At 58.5% G+C, this 26394-nt stretch carries 23 protein-coding genes; 14 read left to right on the top strand and 9 right to left on the bottom strand.

All coding sequences use genetic code 11. The features are described from left to right. Positions 1 to 96 precede the first annotated feature (96 nt). The 14 genes from AB5Y99_RS05895 (at position 97) to AB5Y99_RS05960 (ending at position 17048) form a co-directional block, all read left to right on the top strand. Positions 97 to 684, top strand: coding sequence for a tetratricopeptide repeat protein (locus AB5Y99_RS05895; protein ID WP_279487648.1), 588 nt, complete (start codon positions 97 to 99; stop codon positions 682 to 684). 232 nt (positions 685 to 916) lie between these two features. Further along, complete coding sequence (gene thrS, locus AB5Y99_RS05900) at positions 917 to 2845, top strand: threonine--tRNA ligase (RefSeq protein WP_064336042.1); 1929 nt, start codon at positions 917 to 919, stop codon at positions 2843 to 2845. A 21-nt stretch (positions 2846 to 2866) separates the two neighbouring features. Continuing rightward, on the top strand, positions 2867 to 3397 hold the full coding sequence (gene infC, locus AB5Y99_RS05905) for a translation initiation factor IF-3 (RefSeq protein ID WP_196783562.1): 531 nt from the start codon (positions 2867 to 2869) through the stop codon (positions 3395 to 3397). Positions 3398 to 3483: 86 nt separating this feature from the next. Beyond that, positions 3484 to 3681: a 50S ribosomal protein L35 gene (gene rpmI / locus AB5Y99_RS05910; protein ID WP_005336688.1), complete on the top strand. Its 198-nt coding sequence runs from the start codon at positions 3484 to 3486 to the stop codon at positions 3679 to 3681. 15 nt (positions 3682 to 3696) lie between these two features. Beyond that, complete coding sequence (rplT, locus tag AB5Y99_RS05915) at positions 3697 to 4053, top strand: 50S ribosomal protein L20 (RefSeq protein WP_005336687.1); 357 nt, start codon at positions 3697 to 3699, stop codon at positions 4051 to 4053. Between the two features lie 380 nt (positions 4054 to 4433). Further along, positions 4434 to 5417, top strand: a complete 984-nt coding sequence (gene pheS / locus AB5Y99_RS05920; protein ID WP_323892163.1) for a phenylalanine--tRNA ligase subunit alpha — start codon at positions 4434 to 4436, stop codon at positions 5415 to 5417. Between the two features lie 12 nt (positions 5418 to 5429). Further along, the gene (gene pheT, locus AB5Y99_RS05925) at positions 5430 to 7817 is read left to right on the top strand and encodes a phenylalanine--tRNA ligase subunit beta (protein ID WP_005351970.1); all 2388 of its coding nucleotides are present in this window, start codon (positions 5430 to 5432) and stop codon (positions 7815 to 7817) included. Between the two features lie 3 nt (positions 7818 to 7820). Then, positions 7821 to 8117, top strand: coding sequence for an integration host factor subunit alpha (gene ihfA / locus AB5Y99_RS05930; protein WP_005300715.1), 297 nt, complete (start codon positions 7821 to 7823; stop codon positions 8115 to 8117). Positions 8118 to 8132: 15 nt separating this feature from the next. After that, positions 8133 to 12122, top strand: a complete 3990-nt coding sequence (locus tag AB5Y99_RS05935; protein WP_368209009.1) for a transporter substrate-binding domain-containing protein — start codon at positions 8133 to 8135, stop codon at positions 12120 to 12122. Next, complete coding sequence (locus AB5Y99_RS05940; RefSeq protein WP_323892172.1) at positions 12109 to 13353, top strand: response regulator; 1245 nt, start codon at positions 12109 to 12111, stop codon at positions 13351 to 13353. Before AB5Y99_RS05935 ends, AB5Y99_RS05940 begins: the two co-directional genes overlap by 14 nt. A gap of 2 nt (positions 13354 to 13355) precedes the next feature. After that, entirely contained in the window at positions 13356 to 13997 is a 642-nt protein-coding gene (locus tag AB5Y99_RS05945) for a GNAT family N-acetyltransferase (protein WP_113739514.1), read from the top strand. Positions 13998 to 14057: 60 nt separating this feature from the next. Beyond that, positions 14058 to 14831: a Sir2 family NAD+-dependent deacetylase gene (gene cobB, locus AB5Y99_RS05950; RefSeq protein ID WP_005351956.1), complete on the top strand. Its 774-nt coding sequence runs from the start codon at positions 14058 to 14060 to the stop codon at positions 14829 to 14831. Positions 14832 to 14922: 91 nt separating this feature from the next. After that, the gene (locus AB5Y99_RS05955) at positions 14923 to 15399 is read left to right on the top strand and encodes a hypothetical protein (protein WP_368209011.1); all 477 of its coding nucleotides are present in this window, start codon (positions 14923 to 14925) and stop codon (positions 15397 to 15399) included. Next, positions 15399 to 17048, top strand: a complete 1650-nt coding sequence (locus AB5Y99_RS05960; RefSeq protein ID WP_368209013.1) for a diguanylate cyclase — start codon at positions 15399 to 15401, stop codon at positions 17046 to 17048. The genes AB5Y99_RS05955 and AB5Y99_RS05960 overlap by 1 nt, the downstream gene beginning before the upstream one ends. A gap of 86 nt (positions 17049 to 17134) precedes the next feature. Here the strand turns inward: AB5Y99_RS05960 and AB5Y99_RS05965 are convergent, their stop codons facing one another. The 9 genes from AB5Y99_RS05965 to AB5Y99_RS06005 form a co-directional block, all read right to left on the bottom strand. Continuing rightward, a complete protein-coding gene (locus tag AB5Y99_RS05965; RefSeq protein ID WP_368209016.1) occupies positions 17135 to 18139 on the bottom strand; it encodes a substrate-binding domain-containing protein in 1005 nt (334 codons plus the stop codon). Continuing rightward, a complete protein-coding gene (gene rbsK, locus AB5Y99_RS05970; protein ID WP_368209017.1) occupies positions 18139 to 19071 on the bottom strand; it encodes a ribokinase in 933 nt (310 codons plus the stop codon). Before rbsK ends, AB5Y99_RS05965 begins: the two co-directional genes overlap by 1 nt. A gap of 108 nt (positions 19072 to 19179) precedes the next feature. Next, positions 19180 to 20055: a ribose ABC transporter substrate-binding protein RbsB gene (gene rbsB / locus AB5Y99_RS05975; RefSeq protein ID WP_005336672.1), complete on the bottom strand. Its 876-nt coding sequence runs from the start codon at positions 20053 to 20055 to the stop codon at positions 19180 to 19182. Between the two features lie 30 nt (positions 20056 to 20085). Then, positions 20086 to 21054: a ribose ABC transporter permease gene (gene rbsC, locus AB5Y99_RS05980; protein ID WP_005336670.1), complete on the bottom strand. Its 969-nt coding sequence runs from the start codon at positions 21052 to 21054 to the stop codon at positions 20086 to 20088. Then, on the bottom strand, positions 21051 to 22580 hold the full coding sequence (rbsA, locus tag AB5Y99_RS05985) for a ribose ABC transporter ATP-binding protein RbsA (protein WP_040065582.1): 1530 nt from the start codon (positions 22578 to 22580) through the stop codon (positions 21051 to 21053). The genes rbsC and rbsA overlap by 4 nt, the downstream gene beginning before the upstream one ends. Before the next feature lie 36 nt (positions 22581 to 22616). Next, positions 22617 to 23036 carry a D-ribose pyranase gene (rbsD, locus tag AB5Y99_RS05990; protein ID WP_335844094.1) on the bottom strand — a complete coding sequence of 140 codons (420 nt, stop codon included), beginning with the start codon at positions 23034 to 23036 and terminating at the stop codon, positions 22617 to 22619. Positions 23037 to 23269: 233 nt separating this feature from the next. Next, positions 23270 to 23887 carry a glutathione S-transferase family protein gene (locus AB5Y99_RS05995; protein ID WP_368209019.1) on the bottom strand — a complete coding sequence of 206 codons (618 nt, stop codon included), beginning with the start codon at positions 23885 to 23887 and terminating at the stop codon, positions 23270 to 23272. A gap of 394 nt (positions 23888 to 24281) precedes the next feature. Further along, positions 24282 to 24800 (bottom strand): hypothetical protein, encoded by a 519-nt coding sequence (locus AB5Y99_RS06000; protein WP_368209022.1) that lies wholly within the window; start codon positions 24798 to 24800, stop codon positions 24282 to 24284. 495 nt (positions 24801 to 25295) lie between these two features. Next, entirely contained in the window at positions 25296 to 26363 is a 1068-nt protein-coding gene (locus tag AB5Y99_RS06005) for an extracellular solute-binding protein (RefSeq protein ID WP_005345409.1), read from the bottom strand. Positions 26364 to 26394: the final 31 nt, after the last annotated feature.

Below are 26394 nucleotides of genomic sequence, written 5' to 3' on the forward strand. Positions count from 1 at the left end.
GGGTGCAACAAGGGTTGTCGTAGGGATCTCTTGCTTGATCGCAACGCTACATTTCGTTTACATAGACGAAATGAGAACTGGATCACGGAAATCATCATGAGCCCCACCACTTCCCGCTGGCTGTTTATCGGTCTGTTTGCGCTGGTTATCTGGCGTCTGCTTCCGCTCTCCACCGAGCAGGAGATGGCTGCTGCCAACCGTGCCTGGCGTACCGGTCATTTCGATGAGGCGACCCGGATCTGGTCGCCACTGGCCGATCAAGGCCAACCTCGGGCGCAAGCCTTGATGGGCTGGAGCCATGAAGTGGGGCAGGGGAGCGAGCAGGATATCCATCAGGCCATCACGCTCTATCGCCAGTCGGCGCAGGCAGGGGATCCCTTCGGCCAATATCGGCTGGCAGAGCTCTATCTGCGCGGTATTGGGGTCAAGCGAGATCTGCGCCAAGCCTTTCACTGGATGGATCAGGCTGCCCGCAATGGTGATGTCCCGGCCATGCTGAAAGTCGGCGTCCTTCATCTGATGGGGGTCAGCGGCAGGGTCGATTTGCCTCAGGCGAAACAGTGGCTCTATCAGGCGGCACAAAAGGGCAACAAGCTGGCGCTTCAGGTGCTGCAAGAGCTGGCGCTGGCCGAGGAGGGGAGCAGTGACTTTGACTTCAACTGGCAATCTCTGCTTGGTGAATAGTCGGTAGGCGACTCATTTGACTGTAGAAAATATCTGCAAATCCGATACAGCACGCCCAACTTCTGGTAGCATGGAGCCGTTTTGGCTTGGTTTGTCACGTTAGACACGCTGTTTGCGTGTCAGGCCGTCTTCGCAAAGTGCTGTGGAGAACCAGAACATCACCTTTTTGAATCTCTTTTCCATCCCGCATGTGACCTTTGGTAGGGGTCACCACTGTATAAGGAAACACATAATGCCAATCATTACTCTGCCTGACGGCAGCCAACGTCAATTTGCCCACTCTGTTTCCGTCATGGATGTGGCTGCGGACATCGGTCCCGGTCTCGCCAAGGCGTGCATTGCCGGTCGGGTAAACGGTGAACTGGTGGATGCGTGCGAGCTGATCGAAGCTGATGCCTCGCTGGCCATCATCACCGCCAAAGACGAAGAAGGTCTGGACATCCTGCGCCACTCCTGCGCCCACTTGCTGGGTCATGCTATCAAGCAACTCTGGCCCCAGACCAAGATGGCCATCGGTCCTGTCATCGACAACGGCTTCTACTATGACGTTGATCTTGACCGTACCCTGACCGATGAAGATCTGGCTGCCCTGGAAGAGCGCATGCTGGCGCTGGTAGCCAAGGATTACGACGTCATCAAGAAGAAAGTCTCCTGGCAAGAAGCGCGCGATGTATTTGAGGCGCGCGGCGAGTCTTACAAAGTCGAAATCCTGGATCAGAACATTGCCCGTGATGACCAGCCAGGTCTCTATCATCACGAAGAGTACATCGACATGTGTCGCGGCCCGCACGTGCCCAACATGCGTCACTGCCACCACTTCAAGTTGCTGAAGATGTCCGGCGCCTACTGGCGCGGTGATTCCAACAACAAGATGCTGCAGCGTATTTACGGTACCGCCTGGGCTGACAAGAAGCAGCTCAAGGCCTATCTGCAGCGCTTGGAAGAGGCCGCCAAGCGCGACCACCGTAAGATCGGCAAGCAGCTCGACCTGTATCACATGCAGGAAGAAGCACCCGGTATGGTGTTCTGGCACAACGATGGCTGGACCATCTTCCGTGAGCTGGAAACCTTTATCCGCGGCAAGCTCAAAGAGTACGACTATCAGGAAGTGAAAGGTCCGTTTATGATGGACCGCGTCCTGTGGGAGCGTTCAGGTCACTGGGAGAAATACGCCCAGGCCATGTTCACTACCCAGTCCGAAAACCGCGAGTACGCCATCAAGCCGATGAACTGCCCGGGTCACGTCCAGATCTTCAACCAGGGTCTGAAGTCCTACCGCGATCTGCCGCTTCGTATGGCCGAGTTTGGTTCCTGCCACCGCAACGAGCCGTCCGGTTCCCTGCACGGTCTGATGCGGGTGCGCGGCTTCACTCAGGATGACGCTCACATCTTCTGTACCGAAGAGCAGATCATGGAAGAGGTCTCCGGCTGTATTCGTATGGTCTATGACGTCTACGGTACCTTTGGCTTCGAGAACATCGTGGTCAAGCTCTCCACTCGTCCCGAGCAGCGTATCGGCTCCGACGAGATGTGGGATCGCGCCGAGAAAGCACTGGCCGAAGCGCTGGAACTCAACGGTCTGAAGTACGATCTGCAGCCGGGTGAAGGGGCGTTCTACGGTCCCAAAATTGAATTTACCCTGCACGATTGCCTTGATCGTGCGTGGCAATGTGGTACCGTGCAGCTCGACTTTGCCCTGCCTGGTCGTCTGGGTGCCACTTATGTGGGCGAAAACAACGATCGCCACGTACCTGTGATGATCCACCGGGCCATCCTGGGTTCTATCGAGCGTTTCATCGGTATTCTGACTGAAGAGTACGCCGGTCTGTTTCCGACCTGGTTGGCACCGACTCAGGCTGTGGTCATGAATATCACGGACAATCAGGCCGATTATGCGGTGAAAGTAGCCAAAGCATTGAATGATGCGGGCCTTCGCGCAAAAGCGGACTTGAGAAATGAGAAGATTGGCTTTAAAATCCGCGAGCATACTTTGAAGCGAGTACCTTTCATGCTGGTCTGCGGCGATAAAGAAGTTGAAGCCGGTAAGATTGCAGTACGGACTCGTAAAGGGGCTGACCTGGGCACTTATCCTGTTGAAGAGTTCATCGCTCTGTTGACCCAGGAAGTTCAGACCCGCGGACAAAAGAAAGTGGAGGAATAAGCTATAAAAGGCGGAAAAAAACTGGGCAAGCAACCGCAAGCCCGCGCTCACCGGATCAATGAAGAGATCCGTCTGAAAGAAGTTCGTCTGACTGGTCTGGATGGTGAAGCAATTGGCATCACCTCCATTCAGGATGCTCTGAACTTGGCCGCAGAGGCCGGAGTTGATCTGGTCGAGATCAGTCCAAATGCTGAGCCGCCCGTTTGCCGGATCATGGATTACGGCAAATTCCTCTACGAAAAGAGCAAAACAACCAAAGAACAGAAGAAAAAGCAGAAAGTCGTCCAGGTTAAGGAAATCAAATTCCGTCCTGGCACTGACGAAGGCGACTATCAGGTAAAACTACGCAACCTGGTTCGCTTTCTGGAAGACGGGGACAAGGCTAAGGTCACCCTGCGCTTCCGTGGTCGTGAAATGGCCCACCAGGATCTTGGTATCAAGGTTCTGGAGCGCGTCAAGAACGATCTGGAAGAGTTGGCCGTAGTCGAGTCGTTCCCGAAAGTCGAAGGCCGTCAAGCTGTGATGGTTCTCGCACCTAAGAAGAAATCTTAAGGCCCACAAGAAATTGACTCATGGGGCCTGCCCCATGAGTTGGTTCGCCTTGCGATTTTGTTGTCACTCACAATGCGGAGTATGAAATGCCGAAGATGAAAACCAACCGGGGTGCTGCAAAGCGCTTCAAGAAGACTGGCTCGGGTCGCTTCAAGTGCAAGCACAACCACCTGCGTCACATCCTGACCAAGAAGAGCAGCAAGCGTAAGCGTCAGCTGGGACCGAAATTCATGGTTTCTGCTGCCGACCACAAACGTGTTGTCGCTTGTCTGCCGTACGCATAAGGGGGGATGTGAAAAATGCCAAGAGTTAAACGTGGTGTGACTGCTCGAGCTCGTCACAAGAAAGTAATGAAAGCCGCCAAAGGTTACTACGGCGCCCGTTCCCGTGTTTACCGCGTAGCGGTACAAGCGGTAACCAAAGCTGGTCAGTATGCCTACCGTGACCGTCGCCAGAAAAAGCGTCAGTTCCGTCAGCTGTGGATTGCGCGTATCAACGCTGCAGCCCGTCAGAACGGTCTGTCCTACAGCCGTCTGATCAACGGTCTGAAGAAGGCTTCTATCGAGATCGATCGCAAGATCCTGTCCGATATCGCCGTTCACGACAAAATGGCTTTCACCGCCCTGGTTGAAAAAGCTAAAGCAGCCCTGGTTTAATCCAGTTCTGTTATAAACGCTAAAAGGAGGCTCAGGCCTCCTTTTTTGTATCTATAACCATCTGTTTTGCATCACTATTTCCTTTCTCTCATCCACGTTTTGTTCGCTTTTTGCACGAGTTATAGATTTCTCTACATGCAAAGCGATATGTGCGAGATGACCTTTTCTACAAATGGTTTATATGCCAACAAACTAGATGTTTATTCTAATATTTCAGGAGTTGCGGTGAGTCAATGAGACTCGCTTGATATAACAAAATGATTTGTAGGGAGAAAAGCCCACCTTAACTATGGTCAGCGAAGGGGCTTTTTTTGTATTATTCCCCTCTTGACCTTATTTAGCCTAAAGGCTCCTGTACCGGGAGTGGTGACGAGGAAGACATGCAACAGCTTGAAGAAGTAGTCGGCCAAGCCAGAGCCGAAATTGAGGGCGTGAGCGATATCGCGACCCTCGACGAAATCCGGGTCAAATATCTGGGTAAAAAGGGCTTTTTTACCGAGCAGATGAAGGGCCTGGGTGCCTTGTCTGCCGAAGAGCGTCCCGCCGCGGGCGCCGTGATCAACCAGGCCAAACAGCAGATTCAGGATGCGCTGAACGAGCGTCGTGAAGCGCTCGAAGTTGCTGTGCTGAACCAGAAGCTGGCAGCCGAGACCATCGACGTCAGCCTGCCGGGCCGTCGCATCGAGAATGGCGGTCTGCACCCGGTAACCCGCACCATCGAGCGCATCGAGCGCCTGTTTGGCGAGATGGGCTTCAAGGTTGCCCGCGGTCCCGAGATTGAAGATGGCTTCCACAACTTCGATGCGCTGAACATTCCGGCTCATCATCCGGCGCGTACCGATCACGATACCTTCTACTTCAATCCTGATCTGATGCTGCGAACCCACACCTCCGGTGTGCAGATCCGCACCATGGAACATCAGCAGCCGCCGATCCGCATCATTGCACCGGGCCGCGTCTATCGTAACGACTACGACATGACCCACACCCCGATGTTCCATCAGGTTGAAGGTCTGCTGGTTGACGAGCATGCCAGCTTTACCGAGCTGAAGGGCATACTGCACGACTTCCTGCGCAACTACTTCGAGGAAGACCTGACCATTCGCTTCCGTCCTTCCTATTTCCCGTTCACCGAGCCGAGCGCCGAAGTCGACGTGATGGGCAAGAACGGCAAGTGGCTGGAAGTGCTGGGCTGCGGCATGGTGCACCCGAACGTACTGCGTTCGGTCGGCATCGATCCGGAAAAATACTCCGGCTTTGCCTTCGGCATGGGCGTTGAGCGCCTGACCATGCTGCGTTACGGGGTCAACGACCTGCGTGCCTTCTTCGAAAACGACCTGCGCTTCCTCAAGCAGTTCAAGTAAGGGCGAGAGAACATGAAATTCAGTAAATCCTGGGTGATGGAGTGGGTCCGCACCGAGTTGAGTGACAACGCGCTGGCCGAGCAGATCACCATGGCCGGTCTGGAAGTGGACGCCGTGGAAGCGGTGGCTGGCCAGTTCAACAATGTGGTCGTGGGTGAAGTGGTCGAGTGCGCCCAGCATCCTGACGCCGACAAGCTGCGGGTGACCAAGGTCAACGTGGGTGAAGCCGAGCTGCTGGACATCGTCTGCGGCGCGCCGAACTGCCGTCAGGGCTTGAAAGTGTGTGTGGCCAAAGTAGGGGCGACCCTGCCGGGTGATTTCACCATCAAGAAAGCCAAACTGCGTGGCCAGCCGTCCCACGGCATGCTCTGCTCTTTCAGTGAGCTGGGTATCGACGTTGAAGCCGATGGCATCATCGAGCTGCCGGCCGATGCCCCCATCGGCACCGATATTCGTGACTACCTCAATCTGAACGACGTCTCCATCGACGTTGATCTGACTCCGAACCGTGCCGATTGCCTCGGCATCGCCGGTCTGGCCCGTGAAATTGGCGTGCTTAACAGTGTGGACGTGGTCGAGCCGACCTGGGCGCCAGCTGTTGCCACCATCGATGCCACCTTCCCGATCCGGGTTGAAGCGCCGGCAGATTGTCCCCGTTATCTGGGCCGCGTCATCAAGGGGCTGAACTTGCAGGCCCAGAGCCCGCTTTGGATGCAAGAGAAGCTGCGTCGGGGCGGCATTCGCTCCATCGACGCCATCGTCGACATCACTAACTATCTGCTGCTGGAATACGGTCAGCCGATGCACGCCTTCGATCTGGCTACCCTGGAAGGGGAACTGGTGGTACGTCGTGCCCACGCCGATGAGCCCATGACCCTGCTCGATGGCAACGAAGTGAAGCTCAAAGAGACCACTTTGGTGATTGCCGATGCCAAAGGTCCTGCCTGCATGGCCGGTATCTTCGGTGGCAACCGCACTGGTGTATCCGAGACCACTACCGACATCCTGCTGGAGTGCGCCTTCTTCGCACCTCTCTCCATCACCGGCCGTGCCCGTGCCTACGGTCTGCACACCGATTCTTCCCACCGCTTCGAGCGCGGGGTGGATCCCGAGCTGCAGGCCAAGGTGATGGATCGTGCCACCCGTCTGCTGCTGGACATCTGCGGCGGTGAAGCGGGTCCGGTCATCGAGGTCAAATCCGATGCCCATTTGCCGAAAGCGGCCCCCATCAAGCTGCGTCGCAGCAAGCTCGACAAGGTGATCGGTATCAGCGTGGCGGATGCTCAAGTGGTCGAGATCCTGACCCGCCTCGGCATGCAGGTGACCGTGGATGCTGACGGTTGGACTGCGCTGGCACCCTCCTGGCGTTTCGATATCGCCATCGAGGAAGACCTCATCGAGGAAGTGGCTCGCATCTACGGCTACAACAATATCCCGAACCTGAAACCCGCCGCCTCTCTGGCGATGGTTGAGCAGGCAGAAGGGCAGGTGACCCTGAAGCGTGTGCGCGACCTGCTGGTTGATCGCGGCTTCCAGGAAGCGATCACCTACAGCTTCGTCGATCCCAAGACTCAGCAAACCCTGTTCCCGCAGAGCGATGCCATCGTACTGCCCAACCCGATCTCGGTCGAGATGTCCGCTATGCGTGTCTCTCTGTTCCCGGGTCTGGTGCAGGCCGTCGTTTACAACCAGAACCGTCAGCAGCCGCGCGTGCGTCTGTTCGAGCAGGGTCTGCGTTTCATCAAGGATGAAAGCGCCGAGAACGGCATCCGTCAGGAGCCGATGCTGGCCGGTATCATCACTGGCAACCAGAGCGACGAGCACTGGGACATCAAAACCCGCGCAGCCGACTTCTTTGATTTGAAAGGGGATCTGGAAGCTGTGCTGGACTTGACCGCCGAAGGGGCCACCTTTACCTTCGAGCGCACCGAGCACAGCGCCCTGCACCCGGGCCAGAGCGCAGCCATCCTGCGCAATGGCGAGATCATCGGCCACATCGGCGTGATCCACCCGAGCCTCGAGAAGAAGCTGGGTCTCAAGAGCCGCGCGGTGATGTTTGAGCTGGAGCTGGACAAGCTGACCCCGGCCAAGGTGCCTGTGGCAGCCGAAGTTTCCAAGTTCCCGGCGAACCGTCGCGACATCGCCGTGGTGGTCGATCGTCAGGTTCTGGCAGGTGATGTGCTTGCGGTAATTAAAAAAGTTGGCGGAAATCAGGTAGTTGGAATAAACTTGTTTGACGTATACCAGGGTGCTGGTATGGCAGAGGACAAGAAGAGCCTGGCCATCAGTCTTGTATTGCAAGACACACAGCGCACCCTGGAGGAGAAAGAGATTGCCGAGACCGTAGACAATGTCGTGCGGGCCCTTGGTGAAGAGTTGAATGCATCCTTGAGGGATTGATCTATGGCGCTTACCAAAGCCGACATTGCAGAGCACCTGTTCACCCAGCTCGGGATGAGCAAGCGTGAAGCCAAAGATATGGTGGAAGCCTTCTTTGAGGAAATCCGACAGGCGCTTGAGCGTGGTGAACAAGTCAAGATTTCAGGCTTCGGTAACTTTGACCTTCGTGAGAAGAATCAGCGTCCCGGACGCAACCCAAAGACGGGCGAGGATATTCCTATCAGCGCCCGCCGCGTGGTGACCTTCCGGCCTGGCCAGAAGCTCAAGGCCAGGGTAGAAAATGTTGAACCCAACGAGTGATAAAAAGCCAGGCAGATGCCTGGCTTTTGTTTTCAGATGACCAAATTCCCCGTTTTTCTTCTGGGTGCCGTACTGGCACTGCCATTGCACGCCAAGCCTTTGCAGACCACAGTGCTGCCGTTGGCGCCGGCGACCCAAGCTTATGTAAATTCACTGAGTCAGCTTTCGCTCTGCTATCCTGCGACGCTTCCTCCACCATACCTGATGGCCGAGGGGGGTCTGCTCAAGGATCGTCTCGCCCGGTTGCAGGAGCTGTTCCCGGTTCCGCTGGTGCTCAAAGAGTTGCCCGATTGGCAGACATTGCGCAACGGGCTCGCAGAGGGTGACTGCGACATCATTCCCTATGTCGGAACCCGCAAGAAGGCCGTGGAGGGCATGCGGTTAAGTCGTCCGATGATGGAGACCGATGCCGCCATCCTCTACAAGGGTGAAAATCTCAAACAGGCCCGCTTTCTGGTCTACTCGGTGGCAGACTCTGCCCGCCTGCTGCACGAGCTCTATCCCCAGGCACGCATTATTTCCCTAAAAAGCGGAGAGAAGGTCTACGACGCGCTGCAGAGTGGCAAGGGTGATGCCTATCTGGGGGACTATCTGCAACTGCGCTATCTGATGCGCGAGTTTCCTGCCGATGGGTTGCGCCTGCGCCGCCTGTTTGGTGAGGATCGGATCATCAGCTATCGCCTGATGATGCGCGATCAGCCTGAGTTGGCCAATCTGGTGGACACCCTGATCCGTCATATGCCCGCCGGTACTATCTATACCGATCTGGCTCGCTATCTCGATCAGGGGTCGCTCTATGTCAACCAGCCCCACTTCAGCGATACCGAGCAGGCCTGGTTATCCGGCCGCGGGCGTACCATTCGCCTGGTGGTCAATCCCGAGTTGATGCCCTATAGCGGCGTCAATGATCTGGGGGAGGCGAAAGGGTGGAGCGCGGATGTGCTGCGCTGGGTCACCCAGGAGACCGGCCTGAAATACAAGCTGGTGCCTGCCGCTAGCAAGGCGGAGGCCGTAGAAAAGCTGCGCCGTGGTGAGGCGGATATGATGGCCGGCTTGCCGGAATCTCCGGCATTGACGGATCAGTTCATTTTCAGTCGGACGATCTCCACCAACCGGTTTGCCTTGATCAGCAAGCGCAAGCTGGCTGCCGATCGCATGGCGCAGCTCAAGCGGCAGCGTATTCTGGTGCCGGAGTCCCTCTACGATCCCTCCTTGCTCGCCCTGCTCGGTGATCAGGAGTGGCTTCGCACCGACGGCCTCGAGCAGGGACTTGCCGCGATCAAACAGGGCAAGGCTGACGCCATGCTGAGCGAGCTTTATCAGCTGCAATATCCCCAGCGTACCAACTTGCTGGACGGGCTCGATATCGAGGAGCTGGAAGATCGCTTCAGCCTTGGCTTTGCCATCAACAAGAGTCAGACCGAACTGGCCGGGGTGATGGATCGCAACCTGATGGCACTGACCAGCACCCAGATCGACGAACTTAACCAGCGCTGGCGCCGCTTGCTCGTCGTGCAGCAGCCCGGCGTGAGCTACGCCGCCTGGTTTGGCTCCATTGCCATGGCACTGCTGATCAGCGGCATTGTCATCGGCGGGATCTGGCGCTCTCGCCAGCAACTGGCACGGGAAGTCGCCCAGCGTCACGCTGCCGAGAAGGCGCTGGCCATCGAGAGCGAGCTGCGGGAAACCATGTTTCAGGCGTTGCCGGTGCCCGTCTATCTGCGCAATAGCCAGGGCAAGGTGATCAAATCCAATAAACAGGGGCGACGTCTGGCCCTGCGCTATTCGCAGCAGTTGATGCTGCCGCCGGTTCAGTCCCAAAAAAGTGAAGGAGAGCTGGTGCTGGGGGATCAGGTCTTCGCCTATGCCCAGCATCCGCTGCGGCTCGACAAGCAAGCACCCGCCACTGATCTCATCGCCCTGTCGGATATCAGTGTGCTGCGTGAGCAGGCCCGTTTTCTGCGTCAGGCAGAGCGCCGCCTGCGCGCCCTGACCAATACCGTCCCCGGCGTGGTGCTGCAGTTTATGTTCGAGCGGGGACGGGTAGGGGGTATCGAGTTTATCAGCCGGGGCTGTTACGAGCTGCTGGGGCTGGCGAGTCAGCAGATCCGTCGTGAGCCCAAACGGGTGCTCATTATGCTGGAGCGCGAGGATCGCCGTCGGGTAAGCCGTGAGATGTTCGCCATGTTGCAGGCTGGCAAACCCTTCGCATTCACCATGCGCTACCACCATCCGACCAAGGGTCTGCGCTGGTTGCAGCTCTATGGCCGTGGCCGCAGTCAACCGCAGGGTTGGCGAATTTATGCGGTGATGCAGGATGCCACTGCCAGGGTCGAGCAGGATCAGGCATTGCAGCACTCCCATGAGCAGGCGCAACAGGCAGTTCTGGCCAAGGGGCGCTTTTTGGCTGCCATCAGCCACGAGATCCGCACGCCGATGAACGCCATGCTCGGCTTGCTGGAGTGGCTGGCCAGCACTCCTTTGTCGAGAGAGCAGGATTCGGCGCTGGCGCGGGTGCGTCAGGCGGGGGATGAGTTGCTCGGCCTGCTCAACGATGTGCTCGACTTTAGCCGCAACGAAAACAGCAAACTCTCCCTCTCGCCGCAACCCACCGATTTTGCCGAGCTGTGCGAGCACGTGGCGGCGGTGCACTGGACCAAGGCGCGGGCCAAGGGATTGCAACTGCGCCTTAAGTTGGACCCGGCTCTGCCAGCCCTGCAGACCCTCGACCCTCACCGGGTACGGCAAGTGCTCCACAACCTGCTCTCCAATGCCATCAAGTTCAGCCTGCGTGGAGAAGTGGTGCTGTGGGCCGAGGTGGTCGCATCGACCTTGCGCTTTGGTGTGGATGATCAGGGACCGGGGATCACCGCCAAGATGCGTACCACGCTCTTTATGCCGTTCGAGCAGTTTGCCGTTGAAGGCCAGCTGCGGGCGCCTGGCACCGGTCTTGGTCTGGCGATCTGCAAGCAGCTGATCGAGCAGATGGGTGGGCTTATCGATGTCGAGGGGCGCGCCGGTGGTGGTAGCCGCTTCTATTGCGAGTTGCCCCTGAAGCGGGTGCAGCAGGAGCCGGACTGGCAGCCCAATGTGCGGCAGCTGGCGCTCTCTTTACCGCACGATGAGGCGCAAGCACTGTCGCCCTGGCTCAGTCGATTGGGGATCGCCACCGTCAGCAACGCCGTTGATACGCTGCAAGCGGAGGTGGACGAGAAGGGGCTCTACTATTGGGCCTGGCAAGGGGAGTCCTGGGTGCCCGGGACCATCATCACCCTGCTGCAGCCACGGCTGACCCCGGATCAACCGGTCGCAGGCACCCAGCCCGGGCTCGGCATGCGGGTACTGCTGGTTGAAGATCACGATGTCAATCGCGAGCTGATCAGCCTGCAACTGGGGCAACTTGGTGCCAGCGTTATCACTGCCGCCAACGGGCAGCTGGCGCTGGAGATGCTGGCGCAACAGGAGGTGGATTTTGTGCTGACCGATCTGCAGATGCCGGTGATGAACGGGGCCGAGCTGTGCAGGCAGTTGCGCCAATCCGCCCGTTGGGCCCGTCTGCCGGTCTATGTGATCACCGCAGATCTCAGTGATCAGGCGGCAAGGGAGCTGCAATCCTGCGGTTGCGATGGCCATCTGGACAAGCCGGTAGCTCTCAAGGAGCTGGCGACCTTGCTGCGCCATATTGCCAAAGAGGGGAGCAATGCTGTCGTCCCGACACCGGTTGCCTCGCTGCTGACCGATGAACTGGCCGCCCTTTATCTGGAGGCTACCCGTGATGATTTGGCCGAACTTGAGCGCTGCAGCACAGAAGAAGATGAAGTTGGCGTGAATGCTGCTTTACACAAGTTGAAGGGGGCCGCCAGAATGGTAGGGGCGACCGCGTTGGTGGCGGTCATTGAAGAGTGGCAACAGGCGCCCCATCCGATGCTGCAAGCCAGATTGAACCGGGCACTGGATGAGTTCAGCCAGCAGTTTTCAAAGAGGGCTCAAGATGATCATCACTGATGAAGAATTACTGGCGTTGCTCGATTCGGAAGAGCATGAGGCGGCAGGATTTTGCCCCATTGTGCTCTATGCCCTCGACAGCACCGCCCATGAGTTGGCCAGCACCATGACATTGCCCTCCTATGTCACGCTGCACCGTACCCGACCGGATGCCTGCTGGCAGTGGGAAGGGCTGTTTGCGGCCGGCGCCATCGCACTTTACGACCCCGCCGCTCATCAGCAGGCGGACTACTTCCCCCAGTTGCAGCAGCATGAGGGAATTTACGCTATTGGCGAGAATTGGCTGGGGGGGCTTGCCGCCAGTTACCGTAACTGGTGCAACTGGCTGGCCGCTAACAAGGTGCTGCTGCTCGAGGATCACCCGTTTCAGGGGATGCAACTGCAACAGACCATCGCCGGGTTGGGGCTCTCCTGTCAGTGGGTACAGGATGAATCGGCCTGTCTTGCGGCATTGTCGGCAGGCGACATCAGCCTGCTGGTGTGCGATCTCAGCCTGGTGGAGCAAGATGCCATCAGTCTGCTGATGAACCAGCCCCAGTTGCAGGAGGCCGGGCTGCCCATCGTGCTGCTTTCGGCCCATGAGCAGACGCTGATCGACGGTGCCCGCCGCCTGCTGCACGATGCCGGTTTCAATATTCTGGCGGCGCTGGCCAAGCCGCTTGATTGTGACGAGCTGCTCAGGTTGCTGCGTCGACTCTATCTGGGCCCGCTGCGTCAGCAGCGCTTGAGCGGCCAGCGCCGCTCCATTCGCCGTTGGCAGGGGGAGGTGCAGGGTCAGCTTGGGCTGCTCTCCAGTCCCGCGACCCCTCATCCGGTCTGGCTGGCGGTGACCGGCTTGCCCAGCCGCTGGGAGGCGCTCAAGGAGTGGCTGACGGAGCAGTCGCGTACCCCAGCCGAACTGACCCTGCTGATCCACCGTCGTGACCACCTGCTTAGCAATGCCGATCGCTTCGCGCTGGTGCTGCAAGCCAGCCTGGCGGGGAGCAAGCTGGCGCTGCTGCTCGATAACAGCCAGCATCTGCCATTCGATCTGCTGGAACGTTTGCCGCTGCAAGCCTTGCTGCTGGGGCAGGGGATCTTGCCGGAGATGGAGTCCTTGACCGGTGACTCCCTGCTGGGACGCTTTATGGCCCGGGTTCGAGAGCTGGGGATCGCCGTCTATCTGGATGATCCTTACAACCTGCTCGATGTCGAGGTGTGGCGAGAGCACGGTATCGCGGGGCGCTGGTAATTATGCCGCGCTACCTCTGCTGGCCCATGCACCGGGAGCGCCTTGGCAAAGGACTGGAGGGCTGGCTCCATCCGGTTTCCCGAGCTGCGCTGCCACTGGCGATGCAGGTCTCCGGGGTGCCTTGCCTGCTGCGCGAGCTGCATGGGGTGGCGCCTGCCCGCATGCTGGCCGCCTATGATGCGCTCAGTGAAGAGAGCATCTATCTGCGCTTTATGCGCCCGAAACGGACACCGCCACCGGAACAGGTGGCCCAATTTCTCAATTACCATCCCGAACAACAGATCTCGCTGTTGCTGACCGATCTGGCTGGTGAGCCGCTGGCTCAGGCGCAATCAATCCGTCGCCGCCTTCATCCCGATCGGGCGGAGTTCTCCTGCATCGTAGCGGACCACTTTCAGCACAAGGGGGCGGGGCGGCGCATTCTGCTGGCGCTGGCACTGCTGGCCAGGGCGGACGGGATCCGGGAGTGGACGGCGGAAGTGTTGGCCCAGAACCGGCCCATGCTGACACTGCTCAAGCGCCTTGGCTTGCCGCTGACCCTGGTGACCGGGCGGGAGATGGTCTTTGTCAGGCTGGATCTGTCGGTACTGGATGCCTGGTTAACCGCACCGCCAGCGGCGCCGCTTAAGACCAAGGGCGAATAGTGACACTTTTTTCCCTGTGCTAAGGTCACATTTATTGTGCGGGGATAGACGGAGCAGCTTATGGCGCAGTCATATAAACATATCGTGATCCTGACCGGCGCGGGGATCTCTGCCGAATCCGGCATCAAGACTTTTCGTGCCTGCGATGGTTTGTGGGAAGAGCACAAGGTCGAGGATGTGGCGACCCCCGAGGGGTATGCCCGGGATCCCGAACTGGTGCTGCGCTTTTACAACTCCCGCCGCAAACAGCTGCAACAGCCCCAGGTCCATCCTAATCCGGCCCACTATGCGTTGGCCCGCCTCGAGCGACTGCTGCCCGGCACGGTCACCCTGGTCACCCAGAACATCGACAATCTGCACGAGAGCGCTGGCAGCAAGAACCTTATCCATATGCACGGCGAGCTGCTCAAGGCCCGCTGTCCCGAATCCGGTCAGGTGATCGAGTGGCGCGGTGATCTCCATCAGGACGAGCTCTGCTCCTGTTGCCAGTTCCCCCAGCCGATGCGTCCTCATGTGGTCTGGTTTGGCGAAATGCCGCTCGGGCTGGATCGCATCTACAGCGCGCTGGCCCAGTGCGATCTCTTTATCTCCATCGGCACCTCTGGCGCCGTCTATCCGGCCGCCGGTTTTGTCCATGAAGCGGGATTGAACGGGGCACACACCATCGAGCTCAATCTCGAACCGAGCGAGGTAGGTAGCCAGTTTGACGAAAAACGCTATGGCCCAGCCTCCCTGCTGGTGCCCGCCTATGTCGATGAGTTGCTGGAGGCGTGCGGCATTCATCAACCGAGGCAAGTCGAGGGGCACAACTGGATGGAGATGCGCGGTCCCTGAGCTACTGTGCGACGGGACAGTTGCAATGGTTCGGTGAAATCGCCACACTGGCAACCATTTAAAAAATGGGACGCAGTTGGCGCAAATTACCATGATCGCAGTCAAGCAATGGATCGCTTTTTTTCTCCTGGTGCTGGCCAGTGCCAGTGCATCGGCCTCCATCCCCCTGATGACCCTGATACTGCCAGATGGCCAGCAGGTGACCCTCGATGAGGCGGCCCTCTCCGCCTTGCCACAGACCGAATTCACTACCACTACTCCCTGGACTCAGGGCGCCCAGCACTATCGCGGGCCGACCCTGTCAGCCGTGCTGGCGGCGCAAGGGATCCCGGATGCTCGCAAGATCGCCGTTTCGGCCCTCAACGGCTATCAGCAGGTGGTGGATCTGGCCCTGTTCGACGGCGTGCCGCTGACCCTGGTGCGTCAGGAGGACGGCAAACCGCTGACCCGGCGCAACAAGGGGCCGCTTTGGCTGCTCATCCCGTTCACCACCTATCCCAAGCTGGACGTGCCCGCCATCCATAACTGCATGGTGTGGCAGGTGACCCGCATCGAGATCGTCGATTGATGGGGCTATCCCGCCAAAATATGCTGTTGGTTGCGGTGTCGCTGCTGTTTCTGCTCTCGTCTGGCAGCAGCCTCTATCTGCAGTATCGGCAGGAGCTGCTGGTCGATACTTTCTACCGCAATGTCCACTGGAACATCAGCCAGGTGATGCTCGAATCCCAGCGTTTCCTCTACGATCTGCAGCTCTATCGGGCTGGCAGACTGTCGATGGAGACCCTGAGCCTTGATTACGATCTGCTGTGGAACCGGCTCGATATCTTCCTCATCAGCAGTGAGACCGCCGAGATGCGCCAGCGGCACGGGCTCGGCAAAGTGCTGGCCACCCTGTTCGAGCAGATCAAGCAGCTCGAACCCCAGATGGAGGCTGGTGCGCTGCGCGAGGGGGCTGAGCTTGCCCGTTTGCAGGAGGCGATCGCCAGCCAGACCCGTCTTATCGAACAGATAGGGGATCAGATCCTCTCCGGCCAGGAGCGGGAGCATTCGGTCAGCCAGATCCGCAACAGCCTGTTCTGGCTGCAGATCTGGCAACTGATCCTGCTGCTGACCGGTGGCGCTCTGGTCGCAGCCCTCATTCGCGCCAATCTGGCGAACCGCCGGCTTGCCCTGCTCGATCCCCTGACCCAGCTTGGCAACCGCCGTGCCCTGCAGGAACAGCTCTCTCGCGCTCTGCATGCTGGCGAGGTGAGCGCTTTGGTGGTGCTCGATCTCAAGCGCTTCAAGCAGGTCAATGATCTGCTGGGTTATCAGGTCGGTGATCGGCTGTTGCAGATGGTGGCCAACAAGCTGCTGCAGGCCCATGGCAGCCACGCTTACCGGCTCGGCGGAGATGAATTTGCCGTGGTGCTGACCAAGGCGAATGATGCGCTGGAAACCGCCATTCATGAGCTGGTGGATCTGCTCCATTTCGAGTTCGTGACCCGGGAGTGCAGCTTCGACCTTGCCTGTCGGCTCGGGGTCGCCAAGGCGCAACAACAGGATGCCGCCCGGTTGCTGGATCAGGCCATCCTGGCCCTCAACCAGGCCAAGCGTAGCCAGGAGGGGGCGATCAGCTGGTTTGAGCCCGCCATGCTGCAGCAGTTGCAGTTGAGTCAGCAGCAGCTTCATCAGCTGCGAGAGTGGCTGGCGGGGCGCGAGCCAGCACCGCTGCGAGTGGCATTGCAGGCGCTGACGGACGGGCAGGGCAACGACATGTGGCAATTGGTGCTTGAGTGGCGTGAGCAGGGGGCGCCCTGTCAGATGCGCTGGCTGCAGGAGTGCGGTGTGCTGGGGCCCGTGCTGGCCCGCGTGCTGCAAGCGCACGAGGCGCAGTATGCCGATGGTCGGGCTCTACTGGTCCCGCTTGACAACCAGGCCCAGCTGACCCATCTACTGGCCTATCTGCCGGGGGCTTCCCGTACGCCGCTGGTGTTGCTGGTACCGACGCTACAGCCGGATGGTGCCCTGCTGGCGGGATTGCGGCAGCAGGGTTGCACTCTGGCGCTCAGAGAGATTGGCAGCATCACCGCGGCGCAGCTGGCAGCCGGCTGGCCTGTCCGCTACTGGCTGCCGCAGGGTGATGAAGATGGCGAGTTGCTGCAACCTCTGGCCAGACGATTGGGGCTGGTGCCACTGCAAGTGTTGGCGGCCAGGGAGATCAGGTCGCTGGCCTGAGGGCAAAAAGCGGTATTGCACCGGCAAGAGACAGAATGAAACAAGGCGACCTCGGGGTCGCCTTGTTCTTTTATTGCCCCTGAACGTCAGGTGCAAGGGGCGCAGGATTGCCTGATCACCAGGTCCGGGTCGACGGTGATCAGGTGGTTCTCCACCGCTTCGCCGTTTATGCGAGCCAACAGGCGGGTGACGGCGAGGCGTCCCAGCTCCTCTTTGGGCTGGTTTACGGTGGTGAGTGGCGGCGACATAAATTCGGCCAGCGCCACATTGTCATAGCCAACGATGGAGATATCCCGCGGGATCACCAGCCCCGCCTGATGGGCGGCACTGATGGCTCCCATCGCCATCATGTCGTTGCAGACAAAGAGGGCGGTGGGGCGCTCGGGCAATGCCAGCAGACGAGTCATCGCCTGATGGCCGCTGGCGCAATCAAAGTCCCCCTCCTGGATCCACTCTTGATTGATCGTAAGACCCGCCTCCTGCAACGCCTGTTCAAAGCCAGCTTGGCGCTGGTTGGCGGGGGCGCGGCTGTGGGGGCCTGTGATGCAACCGATGGCGGTGTGGCCAAGCTCAATCAGATGGCGGGTCGCCAGATAACCGCCGTGGAAAGAGTTGTCGGCGATAAGATCCACATCCTCGCTGACCAGCCCCCAATCCATCACCACCACCGGCAGGCTCTTGAGCCAGTCGAGCTGATTGAACACCTCTTGTTGGCCTTCGCTACACATGATCAGCAGGCCATCGACCCGCTTGCGCAGCATCATCTTGAGGTAGGAGAGGGCCGTCTCGGCTTGACCCTCGGTGTTGCCCAGCATCAGGTTGTAGCCCTGCTCGAAGCAGTAACGCTCCACCCCGCGCACCACTTCGGCAAAGAAGGGGTTGCTGGAGGTGGTGACCAGCATGCCGATACTGTTGGTCTCCTTCACCTTGAGGCTGCGGGCAACCAGACTCGGGGCATAGTTGAGATCGCGCATGGCGGCGAAGACCCGTTCGCGGGTCTCCTCGGCCACGAAACGGGTCTCGTTGATGACGTGGGATACGGTGGTGGTGGAGACCTGGGCCCTCGCCGCCACCTCCTTGATATTGGCCATCAGTGCCCCTGTGCAGTCTGCTCAAGCAGGAAGGTGTCGACCTCCTGCTTGCTCGGGATGGAGCTCTGGGCGCCGAACCGGGTGACGGAGAGTGCCGCCGCCCCGTGGGCAAAGCGCACCGCGCTGTGGAAATCGGCACCCGCCAGTTCCGCCGCCAGCAGTGCGCCGTTGAAGGTATCGCCTGCGGCTGTGGTATCCACCGCCTTGACCCGAAAGCCCGGTATCAGCTGTTGCTGCTGGGTGTTGCTGCAATAGACCCCCTGCGACCCCAGGGTGATCATCACGTCCGCAATGCCCATCTGGTGGAAGCGGGCGGCCGCCTCGCGGGCACTCGCTTCGTCGGTGACTTTGACGCCGGTCAACAGCTCCGCTTCGGTCTGGTTGGGGGTGATAAGGTCGACCAGTGCCAGCAGCTCGCTTGAGAGCGGGCGGGCAGGGGCGGGGTTGAGCACCACCCGGGTGCCGTGGGCGCGAGCCAGCCGTGCAGCTTCATGGACGCTCTCGAGCGGCACTTCCAGCTGCAACAGCAGGGTGTGGGCGTCGGCGATCATCGCTTCGTGGTTTTTCACCACGGCAGGGGTGATGGCCCCGTTGGCTTCGGCGGAGATACCGATACTGTTCTCCCCCTCATCGCTGACATAAATGATGGCGATGCCGGTCGGGAGCTTGGGATCGAGTTCGACGGCGCTGACGTCAATACCGTCTTTGGCAAAGCCACTCTTCATCTGGTGGCCGATGGCGTCATCACCGATGCGGGCGATAAAGGAGACGGGGGCGCCAAGGCGGGCGGCAGCAACCGCCTGATTGGCCCCCTTGCCACCCGAGACAACCTGATAGCTGTGGCCGGTCAGGGTTTCACCCGGGCGAGGAAAGTGGGGTACGCGCAGCACGTGGTCTGCATTGACACTGCCCAGAACGACGAGACGATTCATTTTGACTACTCCTGATGCATCTTGGCTTGAACACTGTGATGGAGTGAGCCCAAGCCGGGAGGCACCTGAACGAGAGGGAAAAGGGGAGGCGAACCTCCCCTCGAGAACTTACTTGCTGACTACTTGCAGCGGTACCGGGATGGATTTCTCTACCGGCTGACCTTTCAGCACCTTGTCGGCAGTCTCGACGCCGATGGCACCGATCAGGGCAGGCTGCTGGGCCACGGTGGCGGCCAGTTTACCCTTGGCAACGGCGGCTTTGCCATCGTCAGTGCCGTCGAAGCCGACGATCATCACCTCTTTACCGGCAGCCTGCACCGCGCGAATGGCACCCAGCGCCATCTCGTCGTTCTGGGCGAACACTGCCTGTACGGTCGGATGGGCGGCCAGCAGGTTTTCCATGACGTTCAGACCCTTGGTGCGGTCAAAGTCGGCAGGCTGGGAAGCCAGCACCTGCAGCTTGTTGGCCGCCACGGCCAGGGCAAAACCTTCGCCACGGTCGCGGGCGGCGGAGGTACCGGCAATTCCTTCCAGCTGAATGACCTTGGCGCCGGTACCCAGTTTTTCGGTGATGAAGTCACCAGCCAGCTTGCCGCCCGCCACGTTGTCGGAGGCAATGTGAGCCTTGACCTCACCCTGCGCGGCGCCGCGGTCCAGAGTCAGTACCGGAATGCTGGCACGGTTGGCCAGACGAATGGCGTTGCCGACCGCTTCGGAGTCGGTGGGGTTGATCAGGATGGCGCCGACCTTGCGTACGGTGAGATCTTCCATGTTGGAGAGCTCTTTGGCCGGGTCATTCTGGGAATCCAGTACCACCAGCTCGTAGCCAAGCTCTTTGGCTTTGGCTTCGGCACCCTCTTTCATGGTGACGAAGAAGGGGTTGTTGAGGGTGGAGACCACCATGGCCAGGGTTTGATCGGCGGCATGGGCGGTGCCCAGCACGGACATGATGGCGGCAGCGAGCAGGGTATTGAGCTTTTTCATCATTTCATTCCTTGTGTGTGGCTTGTCTTATCAACGATTGCTTTTGTTATCGATCATCACGGCAAGCAAGATCACGCTGGCCTTGGCGATCATCTGGTAATAGGAGGATACGTCGAGCAGGTTGAGGGCGTTATTCAGGAAGCCGATGATCAAGGCACCGATCAGGGTGCCCATGATGCGGCCCTTGCCGCCCATCAGGCTGGTACCACCCAGCACCACGGCGGCGATGGCATCCAGCTCGTAACCCATGCCCGCTGTCGGCTGGGCAGAGGAGAGGCGAGAGGTAACGATAAGCCCTGCCAGTGCCGAGAGCGCGCCGCACAGACCATACACCGCCAGCTTCACCCGATCCACATTGATGCCGGAGAGACGGGTGGCAGACTCGTTGCCGCCCAGCGCGTAGATGTAGCGACCGAGACGTGTGTGGTTGAGCATGAACCAGGCGAGCAGGAAGACGATGGCCATCAGCCAGATGGGCACCGGCAGACCGAACAGGTAACCGGTACCGAGCCAGGCGAAGTGATCGGCGCCGTCACTGAAACCGGTGGAGATGGGGCGACCCTCGGTATAGACCATGGTGATGCCGCGCAGAGCGGTCATGGTGACCAGGGTGGCGATAAACGCCTGCACCTTGCCCTTGGCAATGATGAGACCGCTGACGCCGCCCAGCAGGGCACCGGCCCCCAGAGTGAGGGGCACCACCAGCCAGATCGGCAGCTCCATGGCAACCATGGTGGCGGCCAGCGCGCCGCACAGGGCGAGCACAGAGCCGACCGACAGATCGATACCGGCGGTGAGGATAACCAGCGTCATGCCGACCGCCATGATGGCGTTGACCGAGGTTTGGCGCAGGATGTTGAGCAGGTTGTCGGCGGTGAAGAAGTTGGGGCTCAGAAAGGAGACCACACCAATCAGGACCAGCAGCGCGACCAGGGATTTGTTCTCGATCCACCACGCCTTGCTCATGACGCCACGGCGGGAAAGGGTTTGGGTTGTCATTGGGATGCCTCTTGCTCTGCTTGCCACTGTTTACCGACTGCCGCCGCCATCAGCTTCTCCTGATTGGCATCGCGGGTGTTGAACTCTGCGCTGATGCGCCCTTCATGCATCACCATGATGCGATCACTCATGCCGAGCACTTCCGGCATCTCGGAGGAGACCAGAATGATGCTCATCCCCTCCTTCTTGAACTGGTTGATCAGCTGATAAATTTCCTTCTTCGCCCCCACGTCGACGCCGCGGGTCGGCTCGTCGAGGATCAGCACCTTGGGCCGGGTCAGCAGCCCCTTGGCGATGGCCACCTTCTGCTGGTTGCCACCGGAGAGTAGCTTTATCAGCTGATCCTGACTCGGGGTCTTGATGTTGAACAGGCGCACATAGTCGCTCACCGCCTGCCGTTCGGCCTTGCCGTCAATCTTGCCGTTGCTGATGAACTCGTCGAGGGCACACAGACTCATGTTTTCGCGCACCGACAGCTCCAGCACCAGCCCATCCCCCTTGCGATCTTCGGAGATATAGGCGATGCCTGCGGCCAGACCATCCGCCGGGCTTTTGGGCACCAGAGCATGACCGTCAACTTGCACTTCACCGGTGCTGATGGGGCTGGCGCCGTAGATAAGCTTCATCAGTTCGGTGCGGCCGGAGCCCATCAGGCCGCTAAAGCCCAGAATTTCCCCCTGACGCAGGGAGAAGCTCACCCCGCGCACGCCGGGACCGGCCAGATCTTTCACCTGCAGGCTGACGGGGCCGAGCTCGCGCTCAAGACGCGGGTACTGCTCTTCCAGCCGGCGACCCACCATCATCTCGATGATCTTGTCTTCATCCAGATCGCTCACCGCCTTCTCACCGATCCACTTGCCATCGCGCAGCACAGTGACCCGATCGCAGATCTCGAAGATCTCTTTGAGGCGGTGGGAGATATAGACGATGCCGCAACCCTGCTCACGCAGCTCGCGGATCACCTTGAACAGCTGCTCGGTCTCGGTATCGGTCAGCGCATCGGTCGGTTCGTCCATGATGATGACGCTGGCATCGAACGACAGCGCCTTGGCGATCTCCACCATCTGCTGTTCGCCGATGGAGAGATCCCCGAGTCGGGTATCCGGCCCGTGTTTGACGCCAAGTCGTGCCAACAGGCCGCTTGCCCGCTCGCGCAGCTGTTTGTGGTCGATGCTGCCAAAACGGGTACGCGGTTCGCGCCCGAGGAAGATGTTGGCGGCAATCGACAACTCCGGCAGCAGGTTCAGCTCCTGGTGGATGATGCTGATCCCCTGATCCTGAGAGTCGCGGGGGCCCTTGAAGTGAACCGGTTGACCGCGGTAGCTGACACTGCCCGCATCGGCCTGATAGATACCGGTCAGCACCTTCATCAGGGTGGATTTGCCGGCGCCATTTTCACCGAGCAGGGCCATCACCTGGCCCGGATAGACCCGCAGACCCGCTTCGTCGAGGGCGCGCACACCGGGGAAGGTCTTGACGATCCCGGTCAGCTCCAGAATGGGGGAGAGGGGGGAGGTTGTGCTCATTTGCAGCTTCCTTGAAGAGGCCTTCTTTGAAGAATGTCAGAACGCCACACCGGCGCAGAGGATCAGGTTGGCGTAGGGAGTCACCTCGCCGCTGCGCACGATAGCCTTGCTCTGGCGGGAGCGGGCCTTGAACTCCTCGTGCAGGCAGTATTCGATGGTGATGGGCTTGCCCTGGGCGGCTGCGTGGGCTTCAAGCTGATCGACCAGTGCCTGATGAGCGGCGGGGCTGATCTGCTTGATCTCGCTTGCCATGATCACCTTCTCCACCACCAGATCGGTGAGCAGGGCGGTCAGTACGGTTGCAAGGCTGGGCGTCCCCGCCATCAGCGCCAGATCGATCCGCTCCGGACCTGCCGGAATGGGCAAGCCTGCATCGCAGACGGTGATCTCGTCGGTGTGGCCCATCTGTGCCACCAGAGCACTCAGGGGAGCATTGAGCAGTACGCCTCGTTTCATACAGCACCTCATCAGGCCTTGGCCCGTCAATCTGTGAACCTCTAGGCAACCGGTTACGCAACCGGTTGCGTCATGGCGCAAAGATAGGCTTTTTACTAAGGAAGGGCCACGGCAAAACCACGGAAATGTGAAAACGATCTCAAAGGCGGGAGAAGAAGTGCAGGGGAGGAGGCAGGAAGGGTGTCAGCAGAGCCCTGACACCCTTGTTATTCATCGAGCTATTGATTTTATGGTTAGTTGGCCAGAGCTTTGGCGACCGCCGGACGGCTCAGCATGCGCTGATAATGACCGGTAACCTTGGGGAATTCACTGATCTCGACCCTATCGCTTTTCAGCCAGCCTGCGACCACGAACAGATAGATATCCGCCACGCTGAACTGCTCGCCGAGTACCCAGGGGCCTGCCAGATAGTGCTGCTCAATCTGGGCAAAGCCATCGCGCATATTGCTGGCGACTTTCTGCTGCATGGCGGCAATGGCCTGCTCGTCATCGGCCCAGCGGCTGCCACGGCGACCGTGGGCGTGGGAGACATGCACGGTGGAGGCGAGGAAGCTGTTGACCTCCTGCATGCGGGCCAGCAGGAACGGGTTGTCCAGCGGCGCCAGCTTGGCATCGGGGAAGCGCTGCGCCACATAGAGCAGCAGGGCCGGGGTCTCGGTCAGGGTGCCCTGCTCGGTGACAAGGGCAGGCACCCGCCCTTTGGGGTTGATGGCAAGATACGCAGGATCACGCTGCTCCCCTGCGGCGAGGTTGACGAGACGGGGTTGGAATGGGGCATTTGCTTCCAGCAGGGCAATCTGTACGGCCATGGCACAAGTGCCGGGAGCGAAATAGAGGGTCAGATCGGACATGAATACTCCTGATTGGCTCAGGCCACCCGCGATATCGGCGAAAAACGTGTTTTCCGTGATACCTCGAGGGGTCATGAAAAAAGAGAGGGGGCAACGCTTGCCCCCACAGCCAATCTACACCCCTGAGGGGGGATGAAAAAGCGCAGAATTAATCGATTCTTGCCATCTTATTGGTTGTCCATACCTTAAACTCCTCGGCCAAAACCTCGAACTAGCTACATAAACGCGGTTAAGCAGTCATTCTTCTGGATCAACTACGTTTAAACCTATATATCAAATAATCTACAGAGTTATTTAATTTCCATTTTTTAGCTCTAAGCGTATAACACTGATTTAAGGGGTTGAAAACATATACTTCAAACAAGGTGACTGCTTTAAATACCTAATTAAAAAATCATTTTCCTCTTGTATCAATAAGGCCGGTTAAATCCTGCTCATGAAACATTGATAACAATTCTGGATTATCAATGAAGTGAAGTTTAACCAGGTCACAATGTAGCTCACTATACAGTCTTTCAGCTTCAGTGACTAATGAGAGCAAATCAGATAGTGTCATTCTTGTATTCTCATTCTTAAGAGAGAATATTTCCTCTTCAACAGAGTCTTCATAGATAACCATCATCAAAGGATTATGAGCAATTAAATTTCGCTTTTTTGCTAGCTCTAGCATTTTTTTCATATTTTCGCAAAATGACTGAACTTCTTTGCGCTCACCATACCTATCGTTTGCCAAATCAATTACTATGTTTATTCTTTGCGCCAGAGGTAAACTTGTTAAGTGATTTAAAATTACTTGGCTATTTAACCATTTACTGATGCAATCAATGGTGAATCTTTCTAGGCTGCCAAACGACAGGAAAACCTTGCCAATATTTAGCGCCCATTCATGATTCAAATCAACAATTTTTGCCATACCGTTCCTCAATCTATAGCAGTGATTAAATGGAAAATATAAATTGATCTGTTAAAATAGCTTTCCATATAAATATGTTTTACTCATGATTGTCAAAGGACCGTAGGTTCGATTAGCGAAGCGTAATCGGACGTTCGCGGTTTCGATAATTCTGCACAGTCATTCCCCATAAACGTATCTATTGTGCCTATATCTCCACAATGGAGCAATGCTGAATCCATTCTGAATATAAAAAGACACCACTACCACTATCATATTCCCCTGACAATTTACTTTGAAGCTGGCTGCTGTGGAGAACGGACAAGAGTTGTGGTCTGTCTGTCAGTCTGGCTTAAAGGCGACTGTCCATATATTTTGCCATTAACCGAGGCTCGCCTGTGCCTCTCTGTGTCAATGAATGTTACGCTTAAAAATTGCGCAGATTGGTAAAAGGCGAAGGGGGCAAATATTGCCCCCTTAATCCATTAAGCCCGTCAGGGCCGATTAACAGCCGACTTAACCGGCCTTGGCCACCATGGCTTTTAGCTGCAGGAAGTACTGCTCGTAGAGGCGGGAGGCATCCCCCACATCGGACTGGAATTCGCCCTTGCGTTTGATCTCGTCGCTCGGGAAGACCATGGGGTTGTTGCGAAACGCCGGGGTGAGCAGGGGAATGGCATCCTTGACCGGGGTGGGGTAGCCAATTGCCTCGGCCACCTTGGCGGCCACATCGGGGCGCATCAGGAAGTTGATCAGGGCGTGGGCCTCTTTCACATGTTTGGCCTTGGCCGGGATGGCGAGGTTGTCCATCCAGAGCACGGCGCCTTCTTCGGGGTAGGTCATCTGGATGGAGGGGTATTCGCGCTGGGCGCCGTAAGCCGAGCCGTTCCACAGCATGCCGATATTGACCTCACCGGCGATAAAGGGGTCGGCCGGGTTGTCGGAGTTGAACGCCTTGACGTTGGGCATCAGTTTTTTCAGGTATTCAAACGCTTCGGCAATTTGTGCCTTGTCCTGGGTGTTGGGGCTGTAACCCAGCTGCACCAGCGCGATATGGAACACCTCGCGGGCATCGTCCATCAGCAGCAGGCTCTCTTTCCACTCAGGTGCCCAGAGCTGTTTCCAGCTGGTAACCGGTTGCTCGATGATGTCGGTGTTGGTGCCGATCCCGGTTGCGCCCCAGATATAGGGGATGGAGTAGCGGTTGTCCGGGTCGTACTCGTGGTTGAGCAGGGTAGGGTCGAGGTGCTTGAAGTTGGGCAGCTGGGCGCGATCCAGCGGCTGCAGCATTCCCTCTTTGGCCATTTTCGAGATGAAGTAGGTGCTGGGCACCACCACGTCATAGCCGTCGCCATGGGTTTTCAGTTTGGCGTAGAGGGTCTCGTTGGATTCGTAGGTGGAGTAGATCACCTTGATGCCGGTTTCTTGCTGGAACTGCTCCAGCAGGCCGTCCGGCACATATTCCGACCAGTTGTAGAAGTAGACCACCTTGTCATCGGCCGCGTGAGCGCTCTGGCTCAGCAGCGGGGTGGTGAGGGTGAGGGCGGCTGCCAGCAGGGCGCCGGCCTTGTGTTGGATTGTCATCAACAACTCCTTGGGGTTATGGGGCCTTGCG

It is taken from the genome of Aeromonas sp. R4-2 (assembly GCF_040908295.1).
In the GTDB taxonomy this organism is placed as follows: domain Bacteria; phylum Pseudomonadota; class Gammaproteobacteria; order Enterobacterales; family Aeromonadaceae; genus Aeromonas; species Aeromonas veronii.

Bases quoted from the DNA above. Each gene is read 5' to 3' on its own strand.
- AB5Y99_RS05895 (WP_279487648.1), top strand. From the start codon at position 97: ATGAGCCCCACCACTTCCCGCTGGCTGTTTATCGGTCTGTTTGCGCTG.
- thrS (WP_064336042.1), top strand. From the start codon at position 917: ATGCCAATCATTACTCTGCCTGACGGCAGCCAACGTCAATTTGCCCAC.
- rpmI (WP_005336688.1), top strand. From the start codon at position 3,484: ATGCCGAAGATGAAAACCAACCGGGGTGCTGCAAAGCGCTTCAAGAAG.
- rplT (WP_005336687.1), top strand. From the start codon at position 3,697: ATGCCAAGAGTTAAACGTGGTGTGACTGCTCGAGCTCGTCACAAGAAA.
- pheS (WP_323892163.1), top strand. From the start codon at position 4,434: ATGCAACAGCTTGAAGAAGTAGTCGGCCAAGCCAGAGCCGAAATTGAG.
- pheT (WP_005351970.1), top strand. From the start codon at position 5,430: ATGAAATTCAGTAAATCCTGGGTGATGGAGTGGGTCCGCACCGAGTTG.
- ihfA (WP_005300715.1), top strand. From the start codon at position 7,821: ATGGCGCTTACCAAAGCCGACATTGCAGAGCACCTGTTCACCCAGCTC.
- AB5Y99_RS05935 (WP_368209009.1), top strand. From the start codon at position 8,133: ATGCCTGGCTTTTGTTTTCAGATGACCAAATTCCCCGTTTTTCTTCTG.
- AB5Y99_RS05940 (WP_323892172.1), top strand. From the start codon at position 12,109: ATGATCATCACTGATGAAGAATTACTGGCGTTGCTCGATTCGGAAGAG.
- AB5Y99_RS05945 (WP_113739514.1), top strand. From the start codon at position 13,356: ATGCCGCGCTACCTCTGCTGGCCCATGCACCGGGAGCGCCTTGGCAAA.
- cobB (WP_005351956.1), top strand. From the start codon at position 14,058: ATGGCGCAGTCATATAAACATATCGTGATCCTGACCGGCGCGGGGATC.
- AB5Y99_RS05955 (WP_368209011.1), top strand. From the start codon at position 14,923: ATGATCGCAGTCAAGCAATGGATCGCTTTTTTTCTCCTGGTGCTGGCC.
- AB5Y99_RS05960 (WP_368209013.1), top strand. From the start codon at position 15,399: ATGGGGCTATCCCGCCAAAATATGCTGTTGGTTGCGGTGTCGCTGCTG.
- AB5Y99_RS05965 (WP_368209016.1), bottom strand. From the start codon at position 18,139: ATGGCCAATATCAAGGAGGTGGCGGCGAGGGCCCAGGTCTCCACCACC.
- rbsK (WP_368209017.1), bottom strand. From the start codon at position 19,071: ATGAATCGTCTCGTCGTTCTGGGCAGTGTCAATGCAGACCACGTGCTG.
- rbsB (WP_005336672.1), bottom strand. From the start codon at position 20,055: ATGAAAAAGCTCAATACCCTGCTCGCTGCCGCCATCATGTCCGTGCTG.
- rbsC (WP_005336670.1), bottom strand. From the start codon at position 21,054: ATGACAACCCAAACCCTTTCCCGCCGTGGCGTCATGAGCAAGGCGTGG.
- rbsA (WP_040065582.1), bottom strand. From the start codon at position 22,580: ATGAGCACAACCTCCCCCCTCTCCCCCATTCTGGAGCTGACCGGGATC.
- rbsD (WP_335844094.1), bottom strand. From the start codon at position 23,036: ATGAAACGAGGCGTACTGCTCAATGCTCCCCTGAGTGCTCTGGTGGCA.
- AB5Y99_RS05995 (WP_368209019.1), bottom strand. From the start codon at position 23,887: ATGTCCGATCTGACCCTCTATTTCGCTCCCGGCACTTGTGCCATGGCC.
- AB5Y99_RS06000 (WP_368209022.1), bottom strand. From the start codon at position 24,800: ATGGCAAAAATTGTTGATTTGAATCATGAATGGGCGCTAAATATTGGC.
- AB5Y99_RS06005 (WP_005345409.1), bottom strand. From the start codon at position 26,363: ATGACAATCCAACACAAGGCCGGCGCCCTGCTGGCAGCCGCCCTCACC.